Annotated in this window: 27 protein-coding genes, 1 tRNA gene and 2 riboswitches; of the genes, 19 read left to right on the forward strand and 9 right to left on the reverse strand. The window is 70.8% G+C overall.

Translation table 11 applies throughout. The features are described 5' to 3' along the window. Positions 1 to 201: 201 nt before the first annotated feature. Together ACF1ED_RS24000 and ACF1ED_RS24005 are read left to right on the forward strand one after the other, a co-directional pair. Positions 202 to 2,634 (forward strand): immune inhibitor A domain-containing protein, encoded by a 2,433-nt coding sequence (locus ACF1ED_RS24000; protein WP_391763658.1) that lies wholly within the window; start codon positions 202 to 204, stop codon positions 2,632 to 2,634. A gap of 145 nt (positions 2,635 to 2,779) precedes the next feature. Continuing rightward, a complete protein-coding gene (locus tag ACF1ED_RS24005; RefSeq protein ID WP_391763659.1) occupies positions 2,780 to 3,091 on the forward strand; it encodes a hypothetical protein in 312 nt (103 codons plus the stop codon). Positions 3,092 to 3,103: 12 nt separating this feature from the next. Here the strand turns inward: ACF1ED_RS24005 and ACF1ED_RS24010 are convergent, their stop codons facing one another. After that, positions 3,104 to 3,703, reverse strand: coding sequence for an isochorismatase family protein (locus tag ACF1ED_RS24010; RefSeq protein ID WP_391763661.1), 600 nt, complete (start codon positions 3,701 to 3,703; stop codon positions 3,104 to 3,106). Between the two features lie 107 nt (positions 3,704 to 3,810). Continuing rightward, positions 3,811 to 5,139, reverse strand: coding sequence for a nicotinate phosphoribosyltransferase (locus ACF1ED_RS24015; protein WP_391763663.1), 1,329 nt, complete (start codon positions 5,137 to 5,139; stop codon positions 3,811 to 3,813). A 130-nt stretch (positions 5,140 to 5,269) separates the two neighbouring features. On the opposite strand from ACF1ED_RS24015, the gene clpS reads away from it, so the two are divergent. The 10 genes from clpS (at position 5,270) to ACF1ED_RS24065 (ending at position 12,971) form a co-directional block, all read left to right on the forward strand. After that, positions 5,270 to 5,575: an ATP-dependent Clp protease adapter ClpS gene (clpS, locus tag ACF1ED_RS24020; RefSeq protein WP_391763665.1), complete on the forward strand. Its 306-nt coding sequence runs from the start codon at positions 5,270 to 5,272 to the stop codon at positions 5,573 to 5,575. Beyond that, positions 5,575 to 6,156, forward strand: coding sequence for a DUF2017 domain-containing protein (locus ACF1ED_RS24025; protein WP_391763667.1), 582 nt, complete (start codon positions 5,575 to 5,577; stop codon positions 6,154 to 6,156). Before clpS ends, ACF1ED_RS24025 begins: the two co-directional genes overlap by 1 nt. A 317-nt stretch (positions 6,157 to 6,473) precedes the next feature. Then, positions 6,474 to 7,910, forward strand: a complete 1,437-nt coding sequence (locus ACF1ED_RS24030) for an amino acid permease (protein WP_391763669.1) — start codon at positions 6,474 to 6,476, stop codon at positions 7,908 to 7,910. 76 nt (positions 7,911 to 7,986) lie between these two features. Further along, positions 7,987 to 8,412, forward strand: coding sequence for a Mov34/MPN/PAD-1 family protein (locus tag ACF1ED_RS24035; RefSeq protein ID WP_391763671.1), 426 nt, complete (start codon positions 7,987 to 7,989; stop codon positions 8,410 to 8,412). Continuing rightward, positions 8,405 to 8,553, forward strand: a riboswitch (cobalamin riboswitch). (Overlaps the previous gene by 8 nt.) Before the next feature lie 37 nt (positions 8,554 to 8,590). After that, positions 8,591 to 9,565 carry an ABC transporter substrate-binding protein gene (locus ACF1ED_RS24040; protein ID WP_391763673.1) on the forward strand — a complete coding sequence of 325 codons (975 nt, stop codon included), beginning with the start codon at positions 8,591 to 8,593 and terminating at the stop codon, positions 9,563 to 9,565. Beyond that, complete coding sequence (locus ACF1ED_RS24045) at positions 9,562 to 10,632, forward strand: FecCD family ABC transporter permease (protein ID WP_391763674.1); 1,071 nt, start codon at positions 9,562 to 9,564, stop codon at positions 10,630 to 10,632. Before ACF1ED_RS24040 ends, ACF1ED_RS24045 begins: the two co-directional genes overlap by 4 nt. Then, the gene (locus ACF1ED_RS24050; RefSeq protein WP_391763675.1) at positions 10,629 to 11,414 is read left to right on the forward strand and encodes an ABC transporter ATP-binding protein; all 786 of its coding nucleotides are present in this window, start codon (positions 10,629 to 10,631) and stop codon (positions 11,412 to 11,414) included. The genes ACF1ED_RS24045 and ACF1ED_RS24050 overlap by 4 nt, the downstream gene beginning before the upstream one ends. Before the next feature lie 44 nt (positions 11,415 to 11,458). Beyond that, positions 11,459 to 11,635 carry a putative leader peptide gene (locus ACF1ED_RS24055; protein ID WP_391763677.1) on the forward strand — a complete coding sequence of 59 codons (177 nt, stop codon included), beginning with the start codon at positions 11,459 to 11,461 and terminating at the stop codon, positions 11,633 to 11,635. Between the two features lie 101 nt (positions 11,636 to 11,736). After that, complete coding sequence (locus ACF1ED_RS24060) at positions 11,737 to 12,015, forward strand: MoaD/ThiS family protein (protein WP_391763679.1); 279 nt, start codon at positions 11,737 to 11,739, stop codon at positions 12,013 to 12,015. A gap of 5 nt (positions 12,016 to 12,020) precedes the next feature. Beyond that, positions 12,021 to 12,971, forward strand: a complete 951-nt coding sequence (locus ACF1ED_RS24065) for a PLP-dependent cysteine synthase family protein (protein WP_391763681.1) — start codon at positions 12,021 to 12,023, stop codon at positions 12,969 to 12,971. 118 nt (positions 12,972 to 13,089) lie between these two features. Here the strand turns inward: ACF1ED_RS24065 and ACF1ED_RS24070 are convergent, their stop codons facing one another. After that, the gene (locus ACF1ED_RS24070; RefSeq protein WP_391763683.1) at positions 13,090 to 13,554 is read right to left on the reverse strand and encodes a type II toxin-antitoxin system PemK/MazF family toxin; all 465 of its coding nucleotides are present in this window, start codon (positions 13,552 to 13,554) and stop codon (positions 13,090 to 13,092) included. 206 nt (positions 13,555 to 13,760) lie between these two features. Between ACF1ED_RS24070 and ACF1ED_RS24075 the strand changes: the two genes are divergently transcribed. Next, positions 13,761 to 14,513: an MBL fold metallo-hydrolase gene (locus ACF1ED_RS24075; RefSeq protein WP_391763685.1), complete on the forward strand. Its 753-nt coding sequence runs from the start codon at positions 13,761 to 13,763 to the stop codon at positions 14,511 to 14,513. A 100-nt stretch (positions 14,514 to 14,613) separates the two neighbouring features. On the opposite strand, the gene ACF1ED_RS24080 is transcribed toward ACF1ED_RS24075, so the two are convergent. Together ACF1ED_RS24080 and ACF1ED_RS24085 are read right to left on the reverse strand one after the other, a co-directional pair. Continuing rightward, positions 14,614 to 15,867, reverse strand: coding sequence for a PTS transporter subunit EIIC (locus tag ACF1ED_RS24080; protein WP_391763687.1), 1,254 nt, complete (start codon positions 15,865 to 15,867; stop codon positions 14,614 to 14,616). A 313-nt stretch (positions 15,868 to 16,180) separates the two neighbouring features. After that, on the reverse strand, positions 16,181 to 17,479 hold the full coding sequence (locus ACF1ED_RS24085) for a PTS transporter subunit EIIC (protein WP_391763689.1): 1,299 nt from the start codon (positions 17,477 to 17,479) through the stop codon (positions 16,181 to 16,183). Positions 17,480 to 17,716: 237 nt separating this feature from the next. On the opposite strand from ACF1ED_RS24085, the gene ACF1ED_RS24090 reads away from it, so the two are divergent. The 4 genes from ACF1ED_RS24090 to rdgB all read left to right on the forward strand — a co-directional run bounded on the left by ACF1ED_RS24090 (position 17,717) and on the right by rdgB (position 19,890). Then, positions 17,717 to 17,950, forward strand: a complete 234-nt coding sequence (locus tag ACF1ED_RS24090) for a glucose PTS transporter subunit EIIB (RefSeq protein WP_391763691.1) — start codon at positions 17,717 to 17,719, stop codon at positions 17,948 to 17,950. A gap of 105 nt (positions 17,951 to 18,055) precedes the next feature. Beyond that, entirely contained in the window at positions 18,056 to 18,787 is a 732-nt protein-coding gene (rph, locus tag ACF1ED_RS24095) for a ribonuclease PH (RefSeq protein ID WP_391763693.1), read from the forward strand. Positions 18,788 to 18,886: 99 nt separating this feature from the next. Beyond that, complete coding sequence (locus tag ACF1ED_RS24100) at positions 18,887 to 19,273, forward strand: hypothetical protein (protein ID WP_391763695.1); 387 nt, start codon at positions 18,887 to 18,889, stop codon at positions 19,271 to 19,273. A gap of 8 nt (positions 19,274 to 19,281) precedes the next feature. Beyond that, a complete protein-coding gene (rdgB, locus tag ACF1ED_RS24105) occupies positions 19,282 to 19,890 on the forward strand; it encodes an RdgB/HAM1 family non-canonical purine NTP pyrophosphatase (protein WP_391763697.1) in 609 nt (202 codons plus the stop codon). A 53-nt stretch (positions 19,891 to 19,943) separates the two neighbouring features. Here the strand turns inward: rdgB and ACF1ED_RS24110 are convergent. The 4 genes from ACF1ED_RS24110 to bcp all read right to left on the reverse strand — a co-directional run bounded on the left by ACF1ED_RS24110 (position 19,944) and on the right by bcp (position 21,932). Then, positions 19,944 to 20,016: transfer RNA gene (locus tag ACF1ED_RS24110), tRNA-Leu, on the reverse strand. Positions 20,017 to 20,028: 12 nt separating this feature from the next. Continuing rightward, the gene (locus tag ACF1ED_RS24115) at positions 20,029 to 20,649 is read right to left on the reverse strand and encodes an HNH endonuclease signature motif containing protein (RefSeq protein WP_391763699.1); all 621 of its coding nucleotides are present in this window, start codon (positions 20,647 to 20,649) and stop codon (positions 20,029 to 20,031) included. 29 nt (positions 20,650 to 20,678) lie between these two features. After that, positions 20,679 to 21,320 carry an HNH endonuclease signature motif containing protein gene (locus ACF1ED_RS24120; protein ID WP_391763701.1) on the reverse strand — a complete coding sequence of 214 codons (642 nt, stop codon included), beginning with the start codon at positions 21,318 to 21,320 and terminating at the stop codon, positions 20,679 to 20,681. Between the two features lie 144 nt (positions 21,321 to 21,464). Beyond that, on the reverse strand, positions 21,465 to 21,932 hold the full coding sequence (gene bcp / locus ACF1ED_RS24125; RefSeq protein WP_391763703.1) for a thioredoxin-dependent thiol peroxidase: 468 nt from the start codon (positions 21,930 to 21,932) through the stop codon (positions 21,465 to 21,467). 124 nt (positions 21,933 to 22,056) lie between these two features. On the opposite strand from bcp, the gene ACF1ED_RS24130 reads away from it, so the two are divergent. Next, positions 22,057 to 22,377, forward strand: coding sequence for a DUF3618 domain-containing protein (locus tag ACF1ED_RS24130; protein ID WP_391763705.1), 321 nt, complete (start codon positions 22,057 to 22,059; stop codon positions 22,375 to 22,377). A gap of 23 nt (positions 22,378 to 22,400) precedes the next feature. Then, the gene (locus ACF1ED_RS24135) at positions 22,401 to 22,736 is read left to right on the forward strand and encodes a co-chaperone GroES (RefSeq protein WP_043228158.1); all 336 of its coding nucleotides are present in this window, start codon (positions 22,401 to 22,403) and stop codon (positions 22,734 to 22,736) included. 48 nt (positions 22,737 to 22,784) lie between these two features. Further along, positions 22,785 to 22,856, forward strand: a riboswitch (guanidine-III (ykkC-III) riboswitch). Positions 22,857 to 22,865: the final 9 nt, after the last annotated feature.

Genomic DNA, 22,865 nt, shown 5'->3' on the forward strand with positions numbered 1-22,865 from the left:
CTTTCCCTTTCTTTACCCGACCGGACCGTCCGCATACCGGATTTCGACACCCGCATAGTGCACTTGGTGTGTGCAAGTCAAGATCTGTCTTTTCTCCTCCCACTCCGGTCGAATGTCGTCACTTGTGACGCGCGACCCCGCCCGGACGGACACCCCACCTCCTGGTCCGAGGGCGTGGGCGCCGGGGAGGAACGACACCAAGTGACCAACAGACGACGGGCCATTCGAGCGTCCGCGGTCGTCGTGGCGCTCGCGGCCACCGCCGCCACCGCCTCGACGTTCAGCACCGCCTGGGCGAACGAGGACGGCAGGATCTCCGCCGCGGACGTCCGCCAGGACCCCGCGCCGGGCGGCGAGGCCGACAAGACCACGGTCGACCACGACCTCGAAGGCCCCTTCAGCGAGCAGCAGGCGCAGCAGCGCAAGGCCGCCCTGGAGCAGGTCCTGAGCGGCGAGGCCAAGGTCGAGAACCGCGGCGGCTCCAAGGTCGTCAAGCTCGACGCCAAGAAGTACGTCGAGCTCGGCCGGGAGAAGACCGACAAGATCTTCACCATCCTCGTCGAGTTCGGCGACCAGGTGGACACCACCACGCTCGTCGACCGCAAGGACGACGAGACGGACGAGCTGAAGCCGAAGTACGGCGGCACGCCCGGCCCGCTGCACAACGCGATAGCCGAGCCCGACCGGTCGAAGGACAACTCGACCGCGTGGCAGGCCGACTACGACCAGAAGCACTTCCAGGACCTGTACTTCGGCTCCGGCAAGGACCCGAAGACCGGTCAGCCGAAGCAGTCGCTGAAGACCTACTACGAGCGCACCTCGTCGGGCCGCTACTCGGTCGACGGCACGGTCTCCGACTGGGTCAAGGTCCCGTACAACGAGGCACGCTACGGCTCCAACTACTGCGGCCAGACCAACTGCGCCAACGTGTGGGACACCGTCCGCGACGGCGTCAACGCCTGGGTCGCCGACCAGAAGGCCAAGGGCAAGACCGACGCCCAGATCAAGGCCGACCTGGCGTCCTACGACCAGTGGGACCGCTACGACTTCGACGCCGACGGCAACTTCAACGAGTCCGACGGCTACATCGACCACTTCCAGATCGTCCACGCGGGCGAGGACGAGTCGGCCGGCGGCGGCGCCCAGGAGACGGACGCCCTGTGGGCGCACCGCTGGTACGCCTACGGCACCAGCGCGGGCAAGACCGGTCCGGCCGGCAACAAGGCCGGCGGCACCCCGATCGGCGACACCGGCATCTGGGTCGGCGACTACACGATGCAGCCCGAGAACGGCGGCCTCGGCGTCTTCGCCCACGAGTACGGCCACGACCTCGGCCTGCCGGACCTGTACGACACCGCGGGCGGCGAGAACTCGACCGGCTACTGGTCGCTGATGTCCTCCGGTTCCTGGCTGGGCCTGGGCAAGGACTCCATCGGCGACATGCCCGGCGACATGAACGCCTGGGACAAGCTCCAGCTCGGCTGGCTCAACTACACCAAGGTGAGCGACGAGCAGCGCGGTACGAAGTCCACCCACAAGCTGGGCGTGGCCGAGTACAACACCAAGAACCCGCAGGCGCTCGTCGTCGAGCTGCCGAAGAAGGCCGTCACCACCGAGATCGTCGCCCCCGCCGAGGGTTCCGCCCAGTGGTGGAGCGACATGGGTGACGACCTCAAGAACACCCTGACCCGCCCGGTCGACCTCACCGGCAAGTCGTCCGCCTCCCTGGAGCTCCAGGGCTGGTACGACATCGAGGCCGAGTACGACTACCTCTACACCGAGGTGTCGACGGACGGCGGCGCCAACTGGACCGCCGTGGACGGCACCGCCGACGGCGTGGCCCTCCCGCGCGACGCGGCCGGCTCCCCGGCGCTGACCGACGTCTCCGGCGCCCACAAGAAGCTCGTCTACGACCTCTCGGCGTACGCGGGCAAGAAGTTCGACCTCCGCTTCCGCTACCAGACGGACGGCGGCGCGGGCGGCAAGGGCTTCACCGCCGACGCGATCACGCTGACCGCCGACGGCGCCCCCGTCTTCGCGGACGGCGCGGAGAACGGTGACAACGGCTGGACCGCCAAGGGCTTCTCGCGGGTCGGCAAGGGCTTCACCAACGAGTACGAGCAGTACTACATCGCCGAGAACCGCCAGTACGTCTCGTACGACGCCACCCTCAAGGTCGGCCCGTACAACTTCGGCTTCACCGGCGACAAGGCGAGCTGGGTCGAGCACTACCCGTACCAGAACGGTCTGCTCATCTGGAAGTGGGACCTGTCCCAGAAGGACAACAACACCTCCGTCCACCCGGGCCAGGGCCTGATCCTCCCGGTCGACGCCCACCCGACCCCGCTGAAGTGGAACGACGGCACCCTGATGCGCAACCGCGTCCAGGCGTACGACTCCACCTTCGGAACGTACCGGACGGACGCTTTCCAGCTGCACCTCAAGGACGCCCCGACCTGGGTCCGCTCGCAGCCGGGCAACCCGGTCTTCGACGACCGCAAGGGCACCTACTGGTTCCAGGAGACCGCGCGCGCCGGCGTCAAGGTCACTGACACCAACACCAAGATCCAGGTCGTCAAGGAGCCGAAGAACGGCCAGACGATCACGGTCCAGGTGGGCCCGTCGACCCGTTGATCGACTAGCCATCCGGTAAAACCGCAGGTCAAAGCGTGATCGGCCGTCGCCCCCTAGCGGGCGGCGGCCGATCGTGTTTAGGTGCAGCTGACCGAGTTCTCACGGACTCCTTATTGACAGTCGGCTCACGGGGGAATGGTTCCGCATGCCTGGTGGAGGGTTCTGCAAGTTGCCGGGAGGCAGTGTGGTGGTCGCGATAGGACTGCCCAGCCCGGCCGGGGACGGCGCGAACGTGCGCTTCCTCGTCCATGCCGCGAACCGCGCCCGCGCCCTGACCAGGCTGCGAAACCTGGGCCTGCGGTCGGTTTACCTGCGGGGGAACGCCGAGCCGCCCACCCCCGACGAGATCACGGCCGTCCTCCACCACCCCGACGGCCTGCTGTGGAGGTCCGCGCCGGGCGCGGCCCAGGAGCTGTGGCACCCGGCCCGCACCCTGCCCAGGGCCCCGGCCGCCTGAGGCGGTCCCCGCCTACCCGACGACCGGCTCCCCGGTGAGGACCACGCCGGCCTCGCGGAGCTCCGCGAGCGCGCGGTCGGTGGTCCCGCGGGCGACGCCCGCCGTGAGGTCGAGCAGGACGTGGGTGCGGAAGCCCTCGCGGGCCGCGTCCAGCGCGGTGGCCCGGACGCAGTGGTCGGTGGCGATGCCGACCACGTCGACCTCGGTCACGTCCCGCTCGCGCAGCCACTGCGCCAGCGTCTGCCCGTTCTCGTTCCGCCCCTCGAAGCCGCTGTACGCGGCGGCGTAGGCGCCCTTGTCGAAGACGGCCTGGACCGCGCCGCCGGCGACGGCCGGGGCGAAGTTCGGGTGGAAGCCGACGCCCTCGGTGCCGGCCACGCAGTGCCGCGGCCAGGAGTCGACGTAGTCGGGGGCCTCGCCGTCCGGGGCGAAGTGGGCCCCCGGGTCGATGTGGTGGTCCCGGGTGGCGACGACGTGCCGGTAGGCGGCGCCGGCCGCCTCGCCGACCAGCTCGGTGATGGCGGCGGCGACGTCGGCGCCGCCCGTCACCGCGAGGCTGCCGCCCTCGCAGAAGTCGTTCTGTACGTCCACGACGATCAGTGCGCGGTGCATGGCGGGTGTCCTCGGGGGTCGGTCGGGCGGTCGGAAGGAGGTGGCCCCGAGCCTAGAGACTCCGCCTCCGCTCCGGGAGGGGACGTCGCCGGGGTCTGGACGTATCTCTAGACGTACTCGGTCGGCAGCACCGGCTCGCCGCGCGACAGCTGGACGGCCGACATCGGCAGCCCGGCGCGGGCCGCGATGTGCCGGGCGCGGGCCGCCTCCAGCGGCTCCCGGGCCACCACCTCGCCGCCCTTGACCAGCTCGACCAGGAGCTGGTCGGCGGCGAGCGCGTCCGGGACCTGGCCGGTGCCGACCACCTCGGCGGCGGCGACCCCGTCGGCGTCCTTGCGGCGCGCCGCCCACTTGCGGCCGCCGACGGACGCCTTGCCGCCCAGCGACTTCTTCGCCACCGGCACCAGCGGCGCCTTCGGATCGGCCGAGGCGGCGCGGGCGACCAGCTTGTAGACCATCGAGCAGGTCGGGTGGCCGCTGCCGGTGACCAGCTGGGTGCCCACCCCGTACGCGTCGACGGGCGCGGCGGCCAGCGAGGCGATGGCGTACTCGTCCAGGTCCGAGGTGACCACGATCCGGGTGTCCCGGGCGCCCAGCTCGTCCAGCTGCGCCCGCACCCGGTGGGCGACGAGCAGCAGGTCGCCGGAGTCGATGCGGACGGCGCCGAGCTCGGGCCCGGCGATCTCGACGGCGGCGCGGACCGCCTCGGCCACGTCGTAGGTGTCGACGAGGAGGGTGGTGCCCCGGCCCAGGCTGTCGACCTGGGCCCGGAAGGCGTCCCGCTCGCTGTCGTGGAGCAGGGTGAAGGCGTGGGCGGAGGTGCCGACGGTGGGGATGCCGTAGCGGAAGCCGGCGGCGAGGTCGGAGGTGGAGTCGAAGCCGCCGACGTAGGCGGCGCGGGAGGAGGCCACGGCGGCCAGCTCGTGGGTGCGCCGGGCGCCCATCTCGATGAGCCGGCGCCCGCCGGCCGCGGCCGACATGCGGGAGGCCGCGGCGGCGATGGCCGAGTCGTGGTTGAGGATCGAGAGGATCACCGTCTCCAGCAGCACGCACTCGGCGAAGGAGCCCTCGACGCGCAGCACGGGGGAGCCGGGGAAGTACACCTCGCCCTCGGGGTAGCCCCAGATGTCGCCGGAGAAGCGGTAGCGCGCCAGCCACTCCAGGGTCGGCTCGTCGACGATCTCCCGCTCGCGCAGGAAGCCGAGGACGGCCGGGTCGAAACGGAAGTTCTCGACGGCGTCCAGGACCCGGCCGACGCCCGCGAGGGCGCCGTAGCGCCGGCCCTCGGGCAGCCGCCGGGTGAAGACCTCGAAGACGGACCGCCGGTCGGCGGTGCCGGCCCGGAGGGCCGCCTGGAGCATGGTGAGCTCGTACTGGTCGGTGAAGAGCGCGGTCGACGGCACGTCCACCGGGAGCCCAAGGTCCGCAGCGTTCATGTCACCGATGCTAGCGCACTATTCGTCAATCTGACGAATACCAGGGCGGTGTCGGCGGACGGCCCGGCGGCGGCACCGGCGGGGCGGCCCGTTTGTGCGACAGGGGGTCCCGGGTGGCAGCATGGGGTAAGTGAGCATCGCGCCTATCGAGATCGAACGGACCGAGTCGGCCGAGGAGGTCTCCGCGGTCGTCGAGCCCGACGTCCCCTGGGTCACCCTCGTGCACAACGACCCGGTGAATCTGATGAGCTACGTCACCTACGTCTTCCAGGCGTATTTCGGCTACTCCAAGGACAAGGCGCACAAACTGATGCTCGACGTGCACCACAAGGGCCGCGCGGTGGTCTCCAGCGGCACCCGCGAGGAGATGGAACGGGACGTGCAGGCGATGCACGGCTACGGACTGTGGGCCACCCTCACCCAGGACCGCGGCTGATGGCCGGCCACTTCGAGGCCGTGCCCGGCGGCGGAGCGGCCGTCGCGCTCGACGAGGTCGAGGTCTCCATCCTGCGCTCCCTCGCCGTCCAGCTCCTGGAGCTGATCGGCCCCGGCGACGAGCCCGGGGCGGACGCCGACCCGCTCGCCGCCCTCTTCGCCGAGGGCCCCAGCAAGCCGCCCTCCGACCCCGCCCTGCGCCGGCTCTTCCCCGACGCCTACGGGGACGACACCGAGGAGCTGCGGGCCGCCGCGGCCGACTTCCGCCGCTACACCGAGAACGACCTGCGCGCCCGCAAGCGCGAGGACGCCCTCGCCGTGGTGCGCGCCCTGGACGGGCTGACCTCCGGGGGGCCCGAGGAGTCCGCCCTCCTGAAGCTGACCCCCGACGAGTCCCGGGCCTGGCTCGGCACCCTCAACGACCTGCGGCTGACCATCGCCACGCGCCTGGAGATCACCGAGGACGAGGAGAGCGAGCGGCTCTACCGGCTGCCCGACAGCGACCCCCGCAAGCCGATGGTGATGGCCTACCTCTGGCTCGGCGCGCTCCAGGAGTCACTGGTCGAGACGCTGATGTCCTGAGCCCCGACGCGGCAGGGCGTTCGCTCAGCGGACGCTCAAATCCGGATAACGAACTCGTTATCAGGGCGGGCGCTTTGTCGTCTTGAGTTCCTTTTGCACCCCTCTTTTCGTGGTGCGCGCCACACCCAACTCCGTCGATCACCCCCCACCCCGTGATAAATCTTCACGACCACTCGGGCACGCCACCCCTGTTCCCGAGGGCGCTCGGGCCGGCTGACCGCCGGTAGCACTCCATCCACATCCGGGGGGATAAGGATCCGATCCGCAGCAGACGCAGCAGCGGTCGCGCGGATCAGCATGGAGAAAGGCGCACCACCATGACCTCAGTGCGGGTCGACAAGCAGCACGACGGCAATGAGGCCGCGGACTCCGCCCCGGGCGAGGGGTACCACCGGGCACTCGGCGCCCGTCAGATCCAGATGATCGCGATCGGCGGTGCCATCGGCACCGGCCTCTTCCTCGGAGCCGGCAAGGGCATCTCCAAGGCGGGCCCCAGCCTGATCCTCGCGTACGCCCTCGCGGGCCTCGTCATCTTCTTCATCATGCGGGCGCTCGGCGAACTCCTCATGTACCGCCCCGTCTCCGGCTCCTTCTCGGAGTACGCGCGGGAGTTCATCGGCCCCTTCGCGGGCTTCGTCACCGGCTGGACGTACTGGCTCTTCTGGGTCGTCACCGGCATCACCGAAGTCACCGCCGCGGCCACCTACATGACGTACTGGTGGGACATCCCGCAGTGGCTGTCCGCCCTCGTCTTCACCGTCATCCTGTACGGCGCCAACCTGATCTCCGTGAAGCTCTTCGGCGAGCTGGAGTTCTGGTTCTCCATGGTCAAGGTCACCGCCATCGTCGGCATGATCCTGATCTGCGCCGGCATCCTCACGATCGGCTTCTCCGACGCCGGTGACACCGCCTCGATCACCCACCTGTGGGACCTCGGCGGCTTCTTCGCCGGCGAGGACGGCATCGTCTCCACCCTCATGACCCTCCAGATGGTCATGTTCGCCTTCCTCGCCGTCGAGCTGGTCGGCGTCACCGCCGGCGAGTCGAAGGACCCGAAGACCGTCCTGCCCAAGGCCATCAACACCGTGCCGTGGCGCATCGCCGTCTTCTACGTCGGCGCGCTCATCATGATCCTGTCGGTCGTCCCGTGGACCCACTTCAAGCCGGGCGTCTCGCCGTTCGTCGCCGCCTTCGAGGAGATGGGCTTCCAGGCCGGCGCCGCGATCGTCAACTTCGTCGTCCTGACGGCCGCCCTCTCCTCCTGCAACTCGGGCATGTACTCCACCGGCCGCATGCTGCGCGACCTCGCGCTCAACGGCCAGGGCCCGAAGCTCTTCACCCGGCTGACGAAGAGCGGCACCCCGCTGGTCGGCACCACCTTCTCCGCCGCGCTGATGATGGTCGGCGTCTGGATCAACTACCAGTGGCCCGGCGAGGCGTTCAACTACGTCGTCTCCTTCGCCACCATCTCCGGCATGTGGGCCTGGATCATGATCCTGATCTGCCAGATCCGCTTCCGCCTCAAGGCCGACCGGGGCGAGCTGCCCCAGTCCTCCTTCAAGGCCCCCGGCGGCATCTGGGCCAGCGTCTTCGCCCTCGCCTTCATCGGCCTGGTCGTCGTCACCATGGGCATCGACGAGGGCAACCGCGTCGCCCTCTACGGCGCCCCGGTCTGGGGCCTCCTCCTCGCCGTCGCCTACCTGGTGCTCAAGGCCCGCGACCCCGAGGGCGCCGCCTTCGCCAAGCGCTCCTGACCCACCCCGTCCCAGCATCCGGGCCGCCCCGTACCACCCCTCGGTACGCGGCGGCCCGGATGCTTATCCTGTCGGCATGCTGACCCTCACCCGAGACCTGTACGACCGGATCGTGGAACACGCCCGGGCGGACCACCCCGACGAGGCCTGCGGCGTGGTCGCGGGTCCGGTCGGCTCGGGCCGCCCCGAGCGGTTCATCCCCATGCTCAACGCGGCGCGCTCGCCCACCTTCTACGAGTTCGACTCCGCCGACCTCCTCAAGCTCTACCGCGAGATGGACGACCGGGACGAGGAGCCCGTGATCATCTACCACTCGCACACCGCGACCGAGGCGTACCCCTCCCGCACCGACATCACCTACGCCAACGAGCCCGGCGCCCACTACGTCCTCGTCTCCACCGCCGACACCGACGGCGCCGGCGACTTCCAGTTCCGCTCCTACACGATCGTCGAGGGCGTCGTGACCGAGGAGGACGTCAAGGTCGTCGAGGCGTACGCGTAGCCGTACCGCTAGTCTGACCGCGACCTTTCAGGGCGGCAGGACCCAGGAAGCCGGTGCGAACCCGGCGCGGTCCCGCCACTGTGACCGGCCCCCTCCCCGGGGGCCGCCAGCCAGGAACTGACCTGCCGCCTTCTCACCGCCGATCGGGGACGTGGAAATCCCCGGAGGAGGCTCCGCCATGACCCGGCGCCGCACGCTGCCGTCCGCGCTCGCCCTGCTCCCGCTGCTCGCCGCCTGCGCCGCCCCGCAGGCCGCGCCCACCGCCGCGAAGCCCGCGCCCGGCTTCCCGTACACCGTCACCAACTGCGGCGTGACGACCACCTACCAGGCCCCGCCGAAGCGCGCCGTCACCATGAACCAGCACGTCACCGAGGTGCTGCTCGCCCTCGGCCTGGAGAAGTCCCTCGTCGGCACCGCCTACCTCGACGACGCCGTCCTCCCCGCCTATCGGAAGGCCTACGACGCCGTCCCCGTCCTCGCGAAGGAGTACCCCTCCAAGGAGGCCCTCCTCGCCGCGAACCCCGACTTCGTCTACGGCGGCTACACCAGCGCCTTCGACGCCAAGGCCGGACGCGCCCGCGACGACCTGGCGAAGGCCGGCATCACCAGCCGCCTGAACGGCGAGTACTGCGCCGACGGCCCCGTCTCCGTCGACGACCTCTACCGCGAGGTCACCGAGGTCGGCCGCACCTTCGGCGTCCCCGACCGCGCCGCGAAGTGGACGCGGGACGCCCGCGCCTCCCTCGCCGCCACCGCCGAACGCATCGAGGGCGTCGACCCCGTCTCCGTCTTCGTCTACGACAGCGGCGACAGGACCGCCTTCACCGCCGGCGGCGACGGCATCGGCGACGACCTCATCACCCGCGCCGGCGGCCGCAACGTCTTCGCCGACCTCGCCAAGCCCTTCGGCGACGCCACCTGGGAACAGGTCGTCGCCCGCAAGCCCGAGGTCGTCCTCATCTACGACTACGGCACCACCACCGTCGAACAGAAGAAGCGCCGCCTCCTCGACGACCCCGCCCTGAAGGACGTCCCCGCCATCAGGAACCGCCGCTTCGCCGTCCTCCCCCTCTCCGACACCGTCCTCGGCGTCCGCGTCCCCGCCGCCGTCGACAAGCTCGCCGCCCAGCTCCACCCCGCCACCGCCCGATGACCGCCACCACCACCGTCCGCCCGGACGGCCGGGCCGCCGCGCCCGAGCCGTCCGGCCCCGGGCGGCTCCGCCACGCCGCCGTCCTCGCCGGACTCCTCGCCGCGCTCGCCGCCGCCGTCCTCGCCTCCCTCGCCCTCGGCTCCGTACGGATCCCGCCCGGCCAGGTCCTCGACGCGCTCACCGGCCGCGCCGCGCCCTCCCCGTACCGCACGATCGTCCTCGACGTGCGGCTGCCCCGGGTCCTCCTCGGCGCCGTCGTCGGCGCCGGACTCGCCGTCGTCGGCACCGTCCTCCAGGCACTCGTCCGCAACCGGCTCGCCGACCCCTTCCTGCTCGGGATCTCCTCCGGCGCCTCCACCGGCGCCGTCCTCGTCATCGTCCTCGGCATCGGCGCCTCCACCGCCCTCGCCCTGCCCGCCGGCGCCTTCGCCGGCTCCCTCCTCGCCCTCGTCCTCGTCTACGGACTCGCCCGCCGCGGCTCCACCATGACCGGCCCCCGCCTCGTCCTCGCCGGCGTCGCCGTCTCCTACGTCCTGTCCGCCCTCACCACCCTCCTCCTCGTCACCGCGGGCCGCCCCGAGCACTTCCAGGAAGCCCTCCACTGGTCCCTCGGCGGACTCGGCTCCGCCCGCTGGGACACCCTCCCGCTCCCCGCCGCCGTCCTCGTCCTCGGCACCGGCGTCCTCCTCGCCCTCGCCCGCCCCCTCGACCTCCTCCTCACCGGCGAGGAGGACGCCACCGCCCTCGGCCTGGACACCGGCCGCTTCCGCGCCGCCGTCTTCGTCCTCGCCTCCCTCGTCACCGCCGTCATGGTCGCCGCCAGCGGCGCCGTCGGCTTCATCGGCCTCATGGCCCCGCACGCCGCCCGCCTGGCAGTCGGCGCCCCGCACCGCCGACTGCTCCCCGTCGCCGCCCTCGGCGGCGCCGTCGCCCTCGTCGCCGCCGACCTCGGCGCCCGCACCCTCGCCGCCCCCCAGGACATCCCCGTCGGCGTCCTCACCGCCCTCACCGGCGGCCCCTTCTTCCTCTGGCTGATGCGCCGCCGCCCCGAAGGAGCCGCCCCGTGACCGGCCTGCGCCTCGAAGCCCTGAGCCACCACGACCGGCTCCGCGCCGCCGACCTCACCGCCCGCCCCGGCGAGACCGTCGGCCTCATCGGCCCCAACGGCAGCGGCAAGACCACCCTCCTGCGCTGCGTCTACGGCACCCTCGCCGCCACCTCAGGCCGCGCCCTCCTCGACGGCACCGACCTCACCCGGCTCGCCCCCAGGGAACGCGCCCGCAGGGTCGCCACCGTCCCCCAGGACTCCGCAGCCGACGTCGACCTCACCGTCCGCGAACTCGTCGCCCTCGGCCGCTCCCCGCACAAGCGCTTCTGGGAGGGGGACACCGCCGACGACCTGGCCCGCGCCGACACCGCCCTCGCCCGCGTCGGCCTCACGGCCCTCGCCGGCCGCGCCTGCCCCACCCTCTCCGGCGGCGAACGCCAGCGCGCCCTCGTCGCCCGCGCCCTCGTCCAGGAACCGGAACTCCTCGTCCTCGACGAACCCACCAACCACCTGGACATCCGCCACCAGATCGACGTCCTCGCCCTCGTCCGCACCCTGGGCACCACCAACCTCCTGGCCCTCCACGACCTCAACCTCGCCGCCGCCCACTGCGACCGGCTCTACGTCCTCGAAGCGGGCCGGATCGTCACCGGCGGCACCCCCGCGGAGGTCCTCACCCCCGAACTGCTGGCCGCCGTCTACGGCGTGGAAGCCGAGGTCGTCCCGCACCCGAGGACCGGCACCCCGACCGTCCTCTACCTGCCCAGTCCGCCCACCGGTCGGAAAACATCCAGCATCTGAGATCACATTCCGGAACCCGGACCGGGAATCGATACGATGAGCCCATGGTTTCCCACGACGTGAGCGAAGAGACTCCGGGCACCGTGCTGCTCGCTGCGTTCGCTGGCGCTCATTCCGCCTCCGCCCTCTTCATGGGAGCCTTCGGAGGCGGAGCGGCACGCCTGCACGTCGACCTGTGCCGCCTGGCCAGCGCGATCTGTCCGTCCCGCGCCGCGCTCTGAGCGACCGGCCGAGCGCCCTCACGCACGACCCCCCTCCGCGCGGGGGCCCCAGCAGCGCGCCCACCACGTCACGTACGAGTCTTCCGACAGGAGCCCACGCCATGGCCATCGAGGTCCGCATCCCGACCATCCTCCGCACCTACACCGACGGCGAGAAGGCCGTCGAGGGCAGCGGTGGCACCCTCGCCGAGCTCTTCGCCGACCTGGAGACCCGCCACGCCGGCATCGAGGCCCGCATCGTGGACGAAGGCAAGCTCCGCCGCTTCGTCAACGTCTACCTCAACGACGAGGACGTCCGCTTCCTGGACGGCATCGAGACCAAGCTGGCCGACGGCGACAGCGTCACGATCCTGCCGGCCGTCGCCGGCGGCATGGTCTGATCCACATGCGCTACGACTCCTCGCTGGCGGCGGTCGGCAACACGCCGCTCGTCCGCCTCCCCCGGCTCTCGCCCTCGGACGACGTCCGCATCTGGGCGAAGCTGGAGGACCGCAACCCGACCGGCTCGGTCAAGGACCGCCCCGCGCTCCACATGATCGAGCAGGCGGAGAAGGACGGCCGCCTCACCCCCGGCTGCACCATCCTGGAGCCGACCAGCGGCAACACCGGCATCTCGCTGGCCATGGCCGCCAAGCTCAAGGGCTACCGCATCGTCTGCGTCATGCCCGAGAACACCAGCGAGGAGCGGCGGCAGCTGCTCGCCATGTGGGGCGCCGAGATCATCTCGTCCCCCGCCGCGGGCGGCTCCAACACGGCCGTCCGCGTCGCCAAGGAACTCGCCGCCGAGAACCCGGCCTGGGTGATGCTCTACCAGTACGGCAACCCGGACAACGCCGGCGCCCACTACGCCACCACCGGCCCCGAGATCCTCGCCGACCTGCCCTCCATCACCCACTTCGTCGCCGGACTCGGCACCACCGGCACCCTGATGGGCGTCGGGCGCTACCTCCGCGAGAACAAGCCCGACGTCCGGATCGTCGCCGCCGAGCCGCGCTACGACGACCTCGTCTACGGCCTGCGCAACCTCGACGAGGGCTTCGTCCCCGAGCTCTACGACGCCTCCGTCCTCACCACCCGCTTCTCCGTCGGCTCCGCCGACGCCGTCACCCGCACCCGCGAACTCCTCCAGCAGGAGGGCATCTTCGCGGGCGTCTCCACCGGCGCCGCCCTCCACGCGGCCATCGGCATCGGCAACAAGGCCCTCAAGGCCGGCGAAACGGCGGACATCGCCTTCGTCGTCGCCGACGGCGGCTGGAAGTACCTCTCGACCGGCCTCTACACGGCCGCCACCACGGAGGAGGCCATCGCCGCGGTCCAGGGCCAGCTCTGGGCCTAGCGGAGGAGGCGTGGGCAGCCGTTCCGCGGGGCGGAACGGACGGGCACACCGGAACGGCGCCTTCCGCCGCGTCGGGCCTCAAGCGGCCCGAACCCGCACCCGCGGGAGGCGCGCCCCGCTAGCGCGCGAGATGGCGGACCCGGTCCCACAGGACCGGGTCCGCCTCGCCCACCCTCCGGCGGAAGTCCGCCAGCGGCACGTCCCGCAGTTCGTCCGTCTCCAGGAAGCTCGGCCGCCCCCGCGCGTCGCCCACCGCACCCGGCGGCAGCGCGATCACCCCCGGCCGCTCGTCGTGGTACTTGCTGGTGATCTTCGCGACCAGCGCGCCGTCACCCCGCACCGCCAGCACCAGACACGGCCGGTCCTTCGAACCGGGCCCGTCCTCGAAGGGCACCTCGGCCCACCAGATCTCCCGCGCCCGCGGCTCCCGCACCCCGGGCTTCCGCGCGGGCGGCCGCGTCCGCCCCGACGGACGTCCCGGCGGCCGGGTCCGTGCCGGGGTCCGCGTCCTGCCACCCACGACCGCCACCACCAGCGCGATCACCACGACCGCGGCCAGCGCGGGCCACCACGACGTGTCCATACCCCATGACGTTACCGGTGCCGGGCACACCGCGCCGCCGCGCCCCACCGTCCATCCGAACCGGTGACAGAGCCCGTGAGTTCGCCCACAACGGGCCGCCACGAAGGAGCGACCGGCCCCCGTGCGCCTTACTCTCGTCTGACCGCACGGCCTCCCCCTCCCCTTTGCGTGCCTGACCGCACCCGTCCACGGAGGTTCACGCTCCTATGAAGCTCACCGTCGTCGGCTGCTCGGGGTCGTTCCCTTCCGCGGAATCGGCCTGTTCGAGCTACCTCGTCGAGGCCGACGGCTTCCGGCTGCTCCTCGACATGGGCAACGGCGCCCTCGGCGAGCTGCAGCGCCACATCGGCCTGTACGACCTGGACGCGATCTTCCTCAGCCACCTCCACGCGGACCACTGCATCGACATGTGCGGCTACTTCGTCGCCCGCTACTACCGCCACGACGGCGGCCGCTGCGACGCGATCCCCGTGTACGCCCCCGAGGGCGCCGAGCAGCGCCTGACCACGGCCTACGCGGACACGCCCTCGCCCAGCTCGATGAGCGAGGTCTTCGACTTCCGCACCCTGGGGTCCGGCACCTTCGAACTGGGGCCCTTCACGATCCGCACCGAGAAGGTCAGCCACCCGGTGGAGGCGTACGGCATCCGGGTCGAGCACGGCGGCCGCTCGCTCGCCTACTCCGGCGACACCGGCGTCTGCGACGCCCTGCACGCGCTCGCCGACGGCGTGGACCTCTTCCTCTGCGAGGCCTCCTTCACCCACGGCAAGGAGGACATCCCGGAGCTCCACCTCAACGGCCGCGAGGCCGGCGCCCAGGCGGCCCGGGCCGGCGTGGGCCGCCTCGTCCTCACCCACATCCCGCCGTGGACGGACGGCGAGCGGAACCTCGCCGACGCCCGGGACGTGTACGGGGGCCGGGCGGAGCTGGCGAAGGCGGGCGCGGTCTACGAGGTCTGAGCGCGCGTGAGCACGGAGAAGGCCCCGGAACCATGGGCCCCCGCTCCTTCGGAGCGTGGGGGAGGTTCCGGGGCCTTCGCCTCGTGCGGTGGGGGAGGGCTCACGCCTTGGTGAGGTCCTCGATCTCCTCCTCGGGCTCGCGGCCCGGGGTGGGGAGGTTGAACTTGGTGATCGCGAAGCGGAAGACCACGTAGTAGAGGGCTCCGAAGACGAGACCGATCGGGATGATCAGCCACGGCTTGGTCGCGTGCGTCCAGTTCAGGGCGTAGTCGATGAAACCGGCCGAGAAGTTGAAGCCCGCGTGGACACCGAACGCCCAGGTGACGGCCATGGAGAGGGCGGTCAGCACGGCGTGGAGCACGTACAGGATCGGCGCGATGAACATGAAGGAGAACTCGATCGGCTCGGTCACGCCGGTGACGAACGAGGTCAGGGCCAGCGAGACCATCATGCCGAGGACGACCTTGCGGCGCTCCGGACGGGCGCAGTGCGCGATGGCGATCGCGGCGGCCGGGAGGCCGAACATCATGATCGGGAAGAAGCCGGACTGGAACATGCCGGCCGACGGGTCACCGGCCAGGAAGCGCGGGATGTCGCCGTTGACGACCTCGCCGGCGGCGTTGGTGAAGTCGCCGAGCTGGAACCACGCGACGGTGTTGACGAACTGGTGCATGCCGATCGGGATCAGCGCGCGGTTCACACCGCCGAAGAGGGCGGCGCCACCGGCACCGAGACCGGTCATCCACTCGCCGAAGCCGGCGATGCCGTCACCGATGGGCTCCCAGACGAGGCCGAAGAACACGCCCACGACGAGGCCGACGAAGGCCATGATGATCGGGACGAGACGGCGGCCGTTGAAGAAGCCGAGCCAGTCGACCAGCTTGGTGCGGTGGAACTTCTGCCACAGCACGGCGGTCAGCAGGCCCATGATGATGCCGCCGAGGACACCCGGGTCGTTGTACTTCGCGGCGATGTCCGCGCCGGCCTGGACCTTCGCCTCGACGACGGGGAAGGCCTGGAGGACCTTGCTGTAGACGAGGAAGCCGACGACCGCGGCGAGCGCGGTGGAGCCGTCGGCCTTCTTGGCGAAGCCGATGGCCACGCCGACGCAGAAGAGCAGGGGGAGGGCGCCGGTGATGGCGCCGCCCGCGTTGCCGAAGACGGCGGAGACCTTGTCCCAGCCGAGACCGTCGGCGCCGAACACGTCCGGCTGGCCCAGCCGGACCATGATGCCCGCGGCCGGCAGCACGGCGATCGGCAGCTGCAGGCTGCGACCGACCTTCTGCAGGCCCTGGAACAGGCCGGATCCGCGCTTCTTCGCGGGAGCGGCGGCCTGGGCGGTGGCCGTACTCATCAACTTCCTCCAGTAGGCAAGGCGCCGCCAGAGGACAGTGGAAAGGGGGTGACGGCGGCGTCTCGTGGAACGCGGTGGTCTGGACCGCGTGGTCTACACCAATGAGTGGTGTAGACCAGTTGTAGCACGTGAGACTTAGATAAGGAACCTGCGAATTTTTGTCGCGGGGGCATAGTGATGAAGGCGTGACAAAAGGCCCCCGGACCAGGAGGTCCAGGGGCCTTTCGCGAGGCTCGGGAGGGGCCGGGAGTCCCGGCACGGCCGGGCCCGGACGGGTGGCCGCGACACCGCGTCACGCCGTCGGGCCGCCGCCTCACTTGACGTTGTCGCGCTCCATCTCCTCGCCCACCTCGTCCGGCTCGCGCCCGGGGGTCTGGAGGTCGAACTTGGTGATCGCGAACCGGAAGATCACGTAGTACACGACCGCGAAGGCGAGACCGATCGGAATGATCAGCCACGGCTTCGTCGCGAGGTTCCAGTTGATCACGTAGTCGATCAGGCCGGCCGAGAAGCTGAACCCGTCCTTCACGCCGAACGCCCACGTCACCGCCATCGACACGCCCGTCAGCACCGCGTGGACCGCGTACAGCAGCGGCGCGATGAAGAGGAACGAGTACTCCAGCGGCTCCGTGATGCCCGTGACGAACGAGGTCAGCGCCACCGAGAGCATCAGGCCGCCGACCTCCTTGCGGCGGTGCGGCTTCGCGCAGTGGGTGATCGCGAGCGCCGCCGCCGGCAGCGCGAACATCATGATCGGGAAGAAGCCCGTCAGGAACTGGCCCGCGTCCGGGTCGCCCGCCAGGAACATGGGGATGTCGCCGTGCACCGTCGTGCCGTCCGGCTTCTCGTACGTGCCGAACTGGAACCAGATGGGCACGTTCAGGAACTGGTGCAGGCCGATCACCAGCAGCGCCCGGTTCGCCAGGCCGAAGATGCCCGAACCCCACGCGCCGAGCCCGACCAGCCAGTCGCTGAAGCTCTCCAGGGCGTCGCCGATCGGCGGCCAGATCCACAGGCAGAGCGCGGCGAACGCGATCGCCACGAACGTCATGATGATCGGCACCAGACGGCGGCCGTTGAAGAAGCCCAGCCAGTCGACCAGCTTCGTCCGGTGGTACCGCTGCCATAGGTACGCGGTGAGCAGACCCATCACGATGCCGCCGAACACGCCCGGGTTCTGGTACGTGTAGCCCGCGAAGGAGTCGTCGAGGCCGAGGCAGCCGCCACCGATGTCCTTCGTGCCCTCGGGGCAGTCCTTCGGGAACTGGCGCAGCACCGTGTAGTAGACGAGGAAGCCGACGACCGCGGCCAGCGCGGTCGAACCGTCCGCCTTCTTCGCCATGCCGATCGCGACGCCGATGCAGAACAGCAGGGGAAGGCCGAGACTGCCGTCGAGCAGCGCGCCTCCCGCGCCGGCCATCACCTTGGCGACGTTGTCCCAGCCCAGGCCGTCGGCGCCGAAGACGTCCGGCTGGCCGAGCCGGTTGATGATGCCCGCGGCGGGGAGCACGGCGATGGGGAGCTGGAGGCTGCGCCCCATCTTCTGCAGGCCCTGGAAGAGATTGCCCCACAGGGACTTCCGCGGCCGCGCCGCGGCGCTGTCCGTACTCATCGGCGACCTCCCTGCCCCGGAACAACCCGGGGCCGCATCACGTTGCAGACTGGTGTAGACCACTTGCGGTAGGCTCCGGGAGCCCGCTGAGGACAGGCCGCCGGTGATCGTCATCATTCGGCAGAACGGCGGCACTCGCTCGCGAAGTTGGGCCAACCGTGGGTTACCGTGACGAAGCGGACCATCGGTGCGCCGAGATTCGCGTGTCCCGCGAACGGAACGGACAGGGAGAAACACATGGCCACCAAGGCTGAGAAGATCGTCGCCGGGCTCGGCGGCATCGACAACATCGAAGAGGTCGAGGGCTGCATCACCCGCCTGCGCACCGAGGTCGCCGACGCCGGCCTCGTCGACGACGCCGCGCTCAAGGCCGCCGGCGCCCACGGCGTCGTGAAGATGGGCACCGCCATCCAGGTCGTCATCGGCACCGACGCGGACCCGATCGCCGCCGAGATCGAAGACATGATGTGAGCAGCTGACACCGGCTGACGAGGGCCCGTTCCGGCAGGGGAACGGGCCCTCGTGCGCACCCGGCCGGGAGGCCGGGCCCCACCCGGAAAGGGCTAGGCTCGTCCCATGTCTCGCATCGACGGCCGTACCCCCGAACAGCTCCGCCCCGTCACCATCGAACGCGGCTGGAGCAAGCACGCCGAGGGCTCCGTCCTCGTCTCCTTCGGCGACACCAAGGTCTTCTGCACCGCCTCCGTCACCGAAGGCGTCCCCCGCTGGCGCAAGGGCAGCGGCGAGGGCTGGGTCACCGGCGAGTACTCCATGCTCCCGCGCTCCACCAACACCCGCGGCGACCGCGAGTCCGTCCGCGGCAAGATCGGCGGCCGCACCCACGAGATCTCGCGCCTCATCGGCCGCTCGCTCCGCGCCGTCATCGACTACAAGGCCCTCGGCGAGAACACCATCGTCCTCGACTGCGACGTCCTCCAGGCCGACGGCGGCACCCGCACCGCCGCCATCACCGGCGCCTACGTCGCCCTCGCCGACGCCGTCACCTGGGCGCAGAACAAGAAGCTGGTCAAGCCCGGCCGCAAGCCCCTCACCGGCACCGTCTCCGCCGTCTCCGTCGGCATCGTCGGCGGCGTCCCCCTCCTCGACCTCTGCTACGAGGAGGACGTCCGCGCCGACACCGACATGAACGTCGTCTGCACCGGCGACGGCCGCTTCGTCGAGGTCCAGGGCACCGCCGAGGCCGAGCCCTTCGACCGCGCCGAGCTCAACGCCCTCCTCGACCTGGCCGCCGCCGGCTGCGCCGACCTGGCCGACCTCCAGCGCAAGGCGCTCGACGCCACCCTCTGAGGAACTCCCCCGCCCCGGGCTGCGTCCTTTACGGCAAGGGGCGCGCGGCCGTACCGTGCGCCCCGCCGACATGTACGCAGCCAGGGGAGGACCCGAACAGTGAAGCGCCGCCGCACCATAGCCCTCGCCGTCGCCACGGCGGCGGCAGTGACGACCCTGCTCACGGGCTGCGGAGCCCTCGACAAGGCGATGGACTGCGTGAAGACCGCCGACGCGATCGCCACCTCGGTGGGCAAGCTCCAGCAGGCCGTCTCCAACGCCTCGAACGACGTCACCCAGATCGAGGAGTCCCTCAACTCCATCTCCACGGAGCTGGGCAACCTCAAGAACACGACCGACAACGCCGACCTGTCCAAGGCGGTCGACGACCTCACCAAGGGCGTCGAGTCGGTCCGCACGGCGGTGAAGAACGGCGACACCACGCCCGACATCGCCCCCATCACCGACGCGGCCGCCGAGATCGGCAAGGTCTGCACCCCGGGATAATCGGGGGCATGACCCGACAGCGCCTGATCCTCGCCACCCGCAACGCGGGCAAGATCACCGAACTCCACGCGATCCTCGCCGACGCGGGCCTCGACCTCGACCTCGTCGGCGCGGACGCGTACCCCGAGATCCCCGACGTCAAGGAGACCGGCGTCACCTTCGCCGAGAACGCCCTCCTCAAGGCCCACGCCCTGGCCCAGGCGACGGGCCTCCCGGCGGTCGCCGACGACTCCGGCCTCTGCGTGGACGTCCTGAACGGCGCCCCCGGCATCTTCTCCGCCCGCTGGTCCGGCACCCACGGCGACGACAAGGCCAACCTGGACCTGCTCCTGGCCCAGCTCTCCGACATCGCCGACGAACACCGCGCCGCCCACTTCGCCTGCGCCGCCGCCCTCGCCCTCCCCGACGGCACGGAACGCGTCGTCGAAGGCCGCATGGAAGGCACCCTCCGCCACGACCCGGTCGGCACCAACGGCTTCGGCTACGACCCCATCCTCCAGCCGGCGGGCCACACCGTGACCTGCGCGGAACTCACCCCGGCGGAGAAGAACGCCATCAGCCACCGAGGCAAGGCCTTCCGCGCCCTGGCCCCGGTGGTGCGTGAGCTGCTGGGCTGAGGACGGCATGGGAACGGCTCAGTGCGTGGACCGCACTGAGCCGTTCCTGCAGGTACGCCCGGTCGGATTCGAACCGACAGACACGACCACCTAAAGATCGCCGCTCAGCCCTTGGCGTACGGGCGCGTACACGGTGCTCTACTTTACTCGCCGTCCGCCCCGGCACCAGGTGTCCGTGACCGCATGACAGTTGGGACACAGCAAGCGCAGGTTCTCACGCCGGTCGTCGCTCCAGTCCCCGTTGACGTGATCGACCTCCAGGGTGATCGGGTCTCCGAGCCACTCAGGCCCGGTACCGCATTCGGCGCACTGCTCGGGCACGCCCACCTCGCGGAGTGCCCGTCGGAGCAGATGCGTTCTGGTCCTGCGCCTGCCTTCGTGGCGGACCAGGATCGCTGCCGCCGGTCGCGTCGGGCCCTTCCTGCCCCGCTGATGGGCCTGTCCCAGGAAGTGGGATGTGGACAGGCCGTCTTCCTCCGCCCACCGATGAAACAGTTCACGCATCTGCCCGCTGTCCTTCCTGCCCAGGAGACGTAGGGCCCCCGAGATGGAGAGGGATCTCTCGACTGCGCTCCGCAGGTCCTCCGGCGTCGGGCGAAGCGGCTGTTTGCCACGTTTCCCGTGAGGAAAGTGCGAGACATCGATGCCGTAGTCGGCGAAGCGCCTCAGGAGGTAGCGGCGCAGCTTGTCGTACGGCTGCGCTCCGAAGAACTCCATGACCTCATGGATGTCCGCACACCGCGATGCTGCTTCGGTCATCCGTTCGCGGGTGTATCGGATGCCCTCTCTCACTGGCCCCTGCCCTTCCCGCGCCCCCGGTAGTTCTCCGTCACCGAGTGACAGTTCGGGCAGAGGAACCGCAGGTTCTCCAGGCGATTGTTGCTCCAGTCGCCGTCGACGTGGTCGATCTCGAGCCGGATCGGACGGTCGCGCCACACGCCTTCATTGCCGCACCGCGCGCACTGTTTCCGGATCCCGGCCTCCGTCATCGCCCAGGCGAGGCGATCGCTCGGGACGCGCCTGGCCCGCGGGCCAGGCTGCTGCACAAGGAAGGTCTCCGGCGTCCGGGGCCGCCAGGGCTTGCCCTGTCGTGACGGCGCGCGGAAGTGCGAGACGTCGATCCCGTACGCCTTGATCCGGCGGCTGATGTGCGTGTGCTGTCCGCCCACGACCTCCACGCCCAGTCGCCGCAGCACCTCGCACATGTTCGTGGACGCCGCCACCGCCTCCTCCAGCACCTCCCGCGTCCACCGCACTCCCTCCCGCTCGAAGTGCGACGTGTCCACGCCCAGCTTCCGCATGCGGTCGTGCAGGTACCGCCGCGACCCGCTCTTCGGGTCCACCCCCAGCCGCTCCAGCGCCTCCGTCAGCGTCCGCGCCCCCCGCGCCGCCGATTCCAGCCGGTCCTTCGTGTACGGACTCGTTCCCATCGGAACGGACCCCCTCCCCAGTGCGGATCTCGTACGGGTTAACGAGCCGAATATCGGACGGTTACGCCGGTCGGCGTACGGAATGCGGACGGGCCCGCACCCCTGGTGGCAGGGGTGCGGGCCCGTCGTGAGGACCGGTGGCGGTCAGACGCCCAGGTCGCGGATGATCTTGGCCACGTGGCCGGTGGCCTTGACGTTGTAGAAGGCGTGCTCGACCTTGCCCTCCTCGTCGACGACGACCGTGGAGCGGATGACGCCCGTGACGACCTTGCCGTAGAGCTTCTTCTCGCCGAAGGCGCCGTACGCCTCCAGGGTCGACTTGTCGGGGTCGCCGACCAGGGTGACCTTGAGGTTCTCCTTCTCGCGGAACTTCGCGAGCTTCTCCGGCTTGTCGGGGGAGACGCCGATGACGTCGTAGCCGGCGGCGGCCAGCACGTCGAGGTTGTCGGTGAAGTCGCACGCCTGCTTGGTGCAGCCGGGGGTGAGGGCGGCCGGGTAGAAGTAGACGATGACCTTGCGGCCCTTGTGGTCCGCGAGGGAGACCTCGTTGCCGTCCGCGTCCGGCAGGGTGAAGGCGGGGGCGGTGTCGCCGGGCTGCAGTCGCTCGCTCATGGCTCGCTCTCCTCGGGGGTGTGCGCGTACGTGATGAGCCTAATGGGGGTCGGGGACGGCCTCCCGGCGGCGGAACTGACAGACTGTCCACCAACGACCGGATCACGACTACGGAGGCAGCGCGGTGTCGGACGCCAGGACCCCTGCGCAGATCGAGGCGGACATCGTCCGCCGGCGCGACCAGCTCGCCGTCACGCTCGACGAGATCGGCATTCGGATGCATCCGAAGACGATCATCGGAGACGCGAAGGCCAGGGTCGCCTCGACCGTCGACGAGACCGCGGGGCGGGCGTTCGTCGCCGTCAACCGGGTCGTGTCCGACGTGAAGGCACGTTTCACCGACGAGGAGGGCGCACCGCGTCTGGAGCGGGTGGTGCCGGTCGCGCTCGTGGCCGTCGCCGTCGTCGGGCTGCTGTTGGGCTCCTCCCGGCGGCACAAGGGCTGAGCCGGGCCGGTAGGTTCGTTCCCGTGAGCGAGAACACCCACGACAAGCTGCCCATCCGGATGCTCCACGACCGGGTCCTGGTCCGCACCGACTCCCCGGAGGGGGAGCGGCGCTCCGGGGGCGGGATCCTGATCCCGGCGACCGCCGCGGTCGGCCGCCGCCTGGCCTGGGCCGAGGTGGTCGCGGTCGGGCAGAACGTCCGGACCGTCGAGATCGGCGACCGGGTGCTGTACGACCCCGAGGACCGCGCCGAGGTGGAGGTGCGGGGCGTGGCCTACGTGCTGATGCGGGAGCGGGACCTGCACGCGGTGGCGGCGGACCGCTTCCAGAGCGCGGACTCGACCGGGCTGTACCTGTAGCGAGCGGCCGGTCGTGGGCCCTGGTGACCGGTGTCACCAGGGCCTTTGCCTGTTTCTTGCTAGGCTGGGGGGACCCCGACGAGACGCGCCGTACCGGGTCATCCGAAAAGACGACGCACCTTTCCCGTT

This window comes from Streptomyces sp. NPDC014656, assembly GCF_043084305.1.
GTDB lineage: Bacteria > Actinomycetota > Actinomycetes > Streptomycetales > Streptomycetaceae > Streptomyces.

Coding starts and splice junctions, on each gene's coding strand:
- ACF1ED_RS24065 (WP_391763681.1), top strand. CDS start 12,021: ATGCGCTACGACTCCTCGCTGGCGGCGGTCGGCAACACGCCGCTCGTC.
- ACF1ED_RS24055 (WP_391763677.1), top strand. CDS start 11,459: ATGGTTTCCCACGACGTGAGCGAAGAGACTCCGGGCACCGTGCTGCTC.
- ACF1ED_RS24005 (WP_391763659.1), top strand. CDS start 2,780: ATGCCTGGTGGAGGGTTCTGCAAGTTGCCGGGAGGCAGTGTGGTGGTC.
- ACF1ED_RS24060 (WP_391763679.1), top strand. CDS start 11,737: ATGGCCATCGAGGTCCGCATCCCGACCATCCTCCGCACCTACACCGAC.
- ACF1ED_RS24025 (WP_391763667.1), top strand. CDS start 5,575: ATGGCCGGCCACTTCGAGGCCGTGCCCGGCGGCGGAGCGGCCGTCGCG.
- ACF1ED_RS24085 (WP_391763689.1), bottom strand. CDS start 17,479: ATGAGTACGGACAGCGCCGCGGCGCGGCCGCGGAAGTCCCTGTGGGGC.
- ACF1ED_RS24075 (WP_391763685.1), top strand. CDS start 13,761: ATGAAGCTCACCGTCGTCGGCTGCTCGGGGTCGTTCCCTTCCGCGGAA.
- ACF1ED_RS24090 (WP_391763691.1), top strand. CDS start 17,717: ATGGCCACCAAGGCTGAGAAGATCGTCGCCGGGCTCGGCGGCATCGAC.
- rph (WP_391763693.1), top strand. CDS start 18,056: ATGTCTCGCATCGACGGCCGTACCCCCGAACAGCTCCGCCCCGTCACC.
- ACF1ED_RS24080 (WP_391763687.1), bottom strand. CDS start 15,867: ATGAGTACGGCCACCGCCCAGGCCGCCGCTCCCGCGAAGAAGCGCGGA.
- rdgB (WP_391763697.1), top strand. CDS start 19,282: ATGACCCGACAGCGCCTGATCCTCGCCACCCGCAACGCGGGCAAGATC.
- ACF1ED_RS24045 (WP_391763674.1), top strand. CDS start 9,562: ATGACCGCCACCACCACCGTCCGCCCGGACGGCCGGGCCGCCGCGCCC.
- ACF1ED_RS24040 (WP_391763673.1), top strand. CDS start 8,591: ATGACCCGGCGCCGCACGCTGCCGTCCGCGCTCGCCCTGCTCCCGCTG.
- bcp (WP_391763703.1), bottom strand. CDS start 21,932: ATGAGCGAGCGACTGCAGCCCGGCGACACCGCCCCCGCCTTCACCCTG.
- ACF1ED_RS24035 (WP_391763671.1), top strand. CDS start 7,987: ATGCTGACCCTCACCCGAGACCTGTACGACCGGATCGTGGAACACGCC.
- ACF1ED_RS24010 (WP_391763661.1), bottom strand. CDS start 3,703: ATGCACCGCGCACTGATCGTCGTGGACGTACAGAACGACTTCTGCGAG.
- ACF1ED_RS24070 (WP_391763683.1), bottom strand. CDS start 13,554: ATGGACACGTCGTGGTGGCCCGCGCTGGCCGCGGTCGTGGTGATCGCG.
- ACF1ED_RS24120 (WP_391763701.1), bottom strand. CDS start 21,320: ATGGGAACGAGTCCGTACACGAAGGACCGGCTGGAATCGGCGGCGCGG.
- ACF1ED_RS24115 (WP_391763699.1), bottom strand. CDS start 20,649: ATGACCGAAGCAGCATCGCGGTGTGCGGACATCCATGAGGTCATGGAG.
- ACF1ED_RS24030 (WP_391763669.1), top strand. CDS start 6,474: ATGACCTCAGTGCGGGTCGACAAGCAGCACGACGGCAATGAGGCCGCG.
- ACF1ED_RS24015 (WP_391763663.1), bottom strand. CDS start 5,139: ATGAACGCTGCGGACCTTGGGCTCCCGGTGGACGTGCCGTCGACCGCG.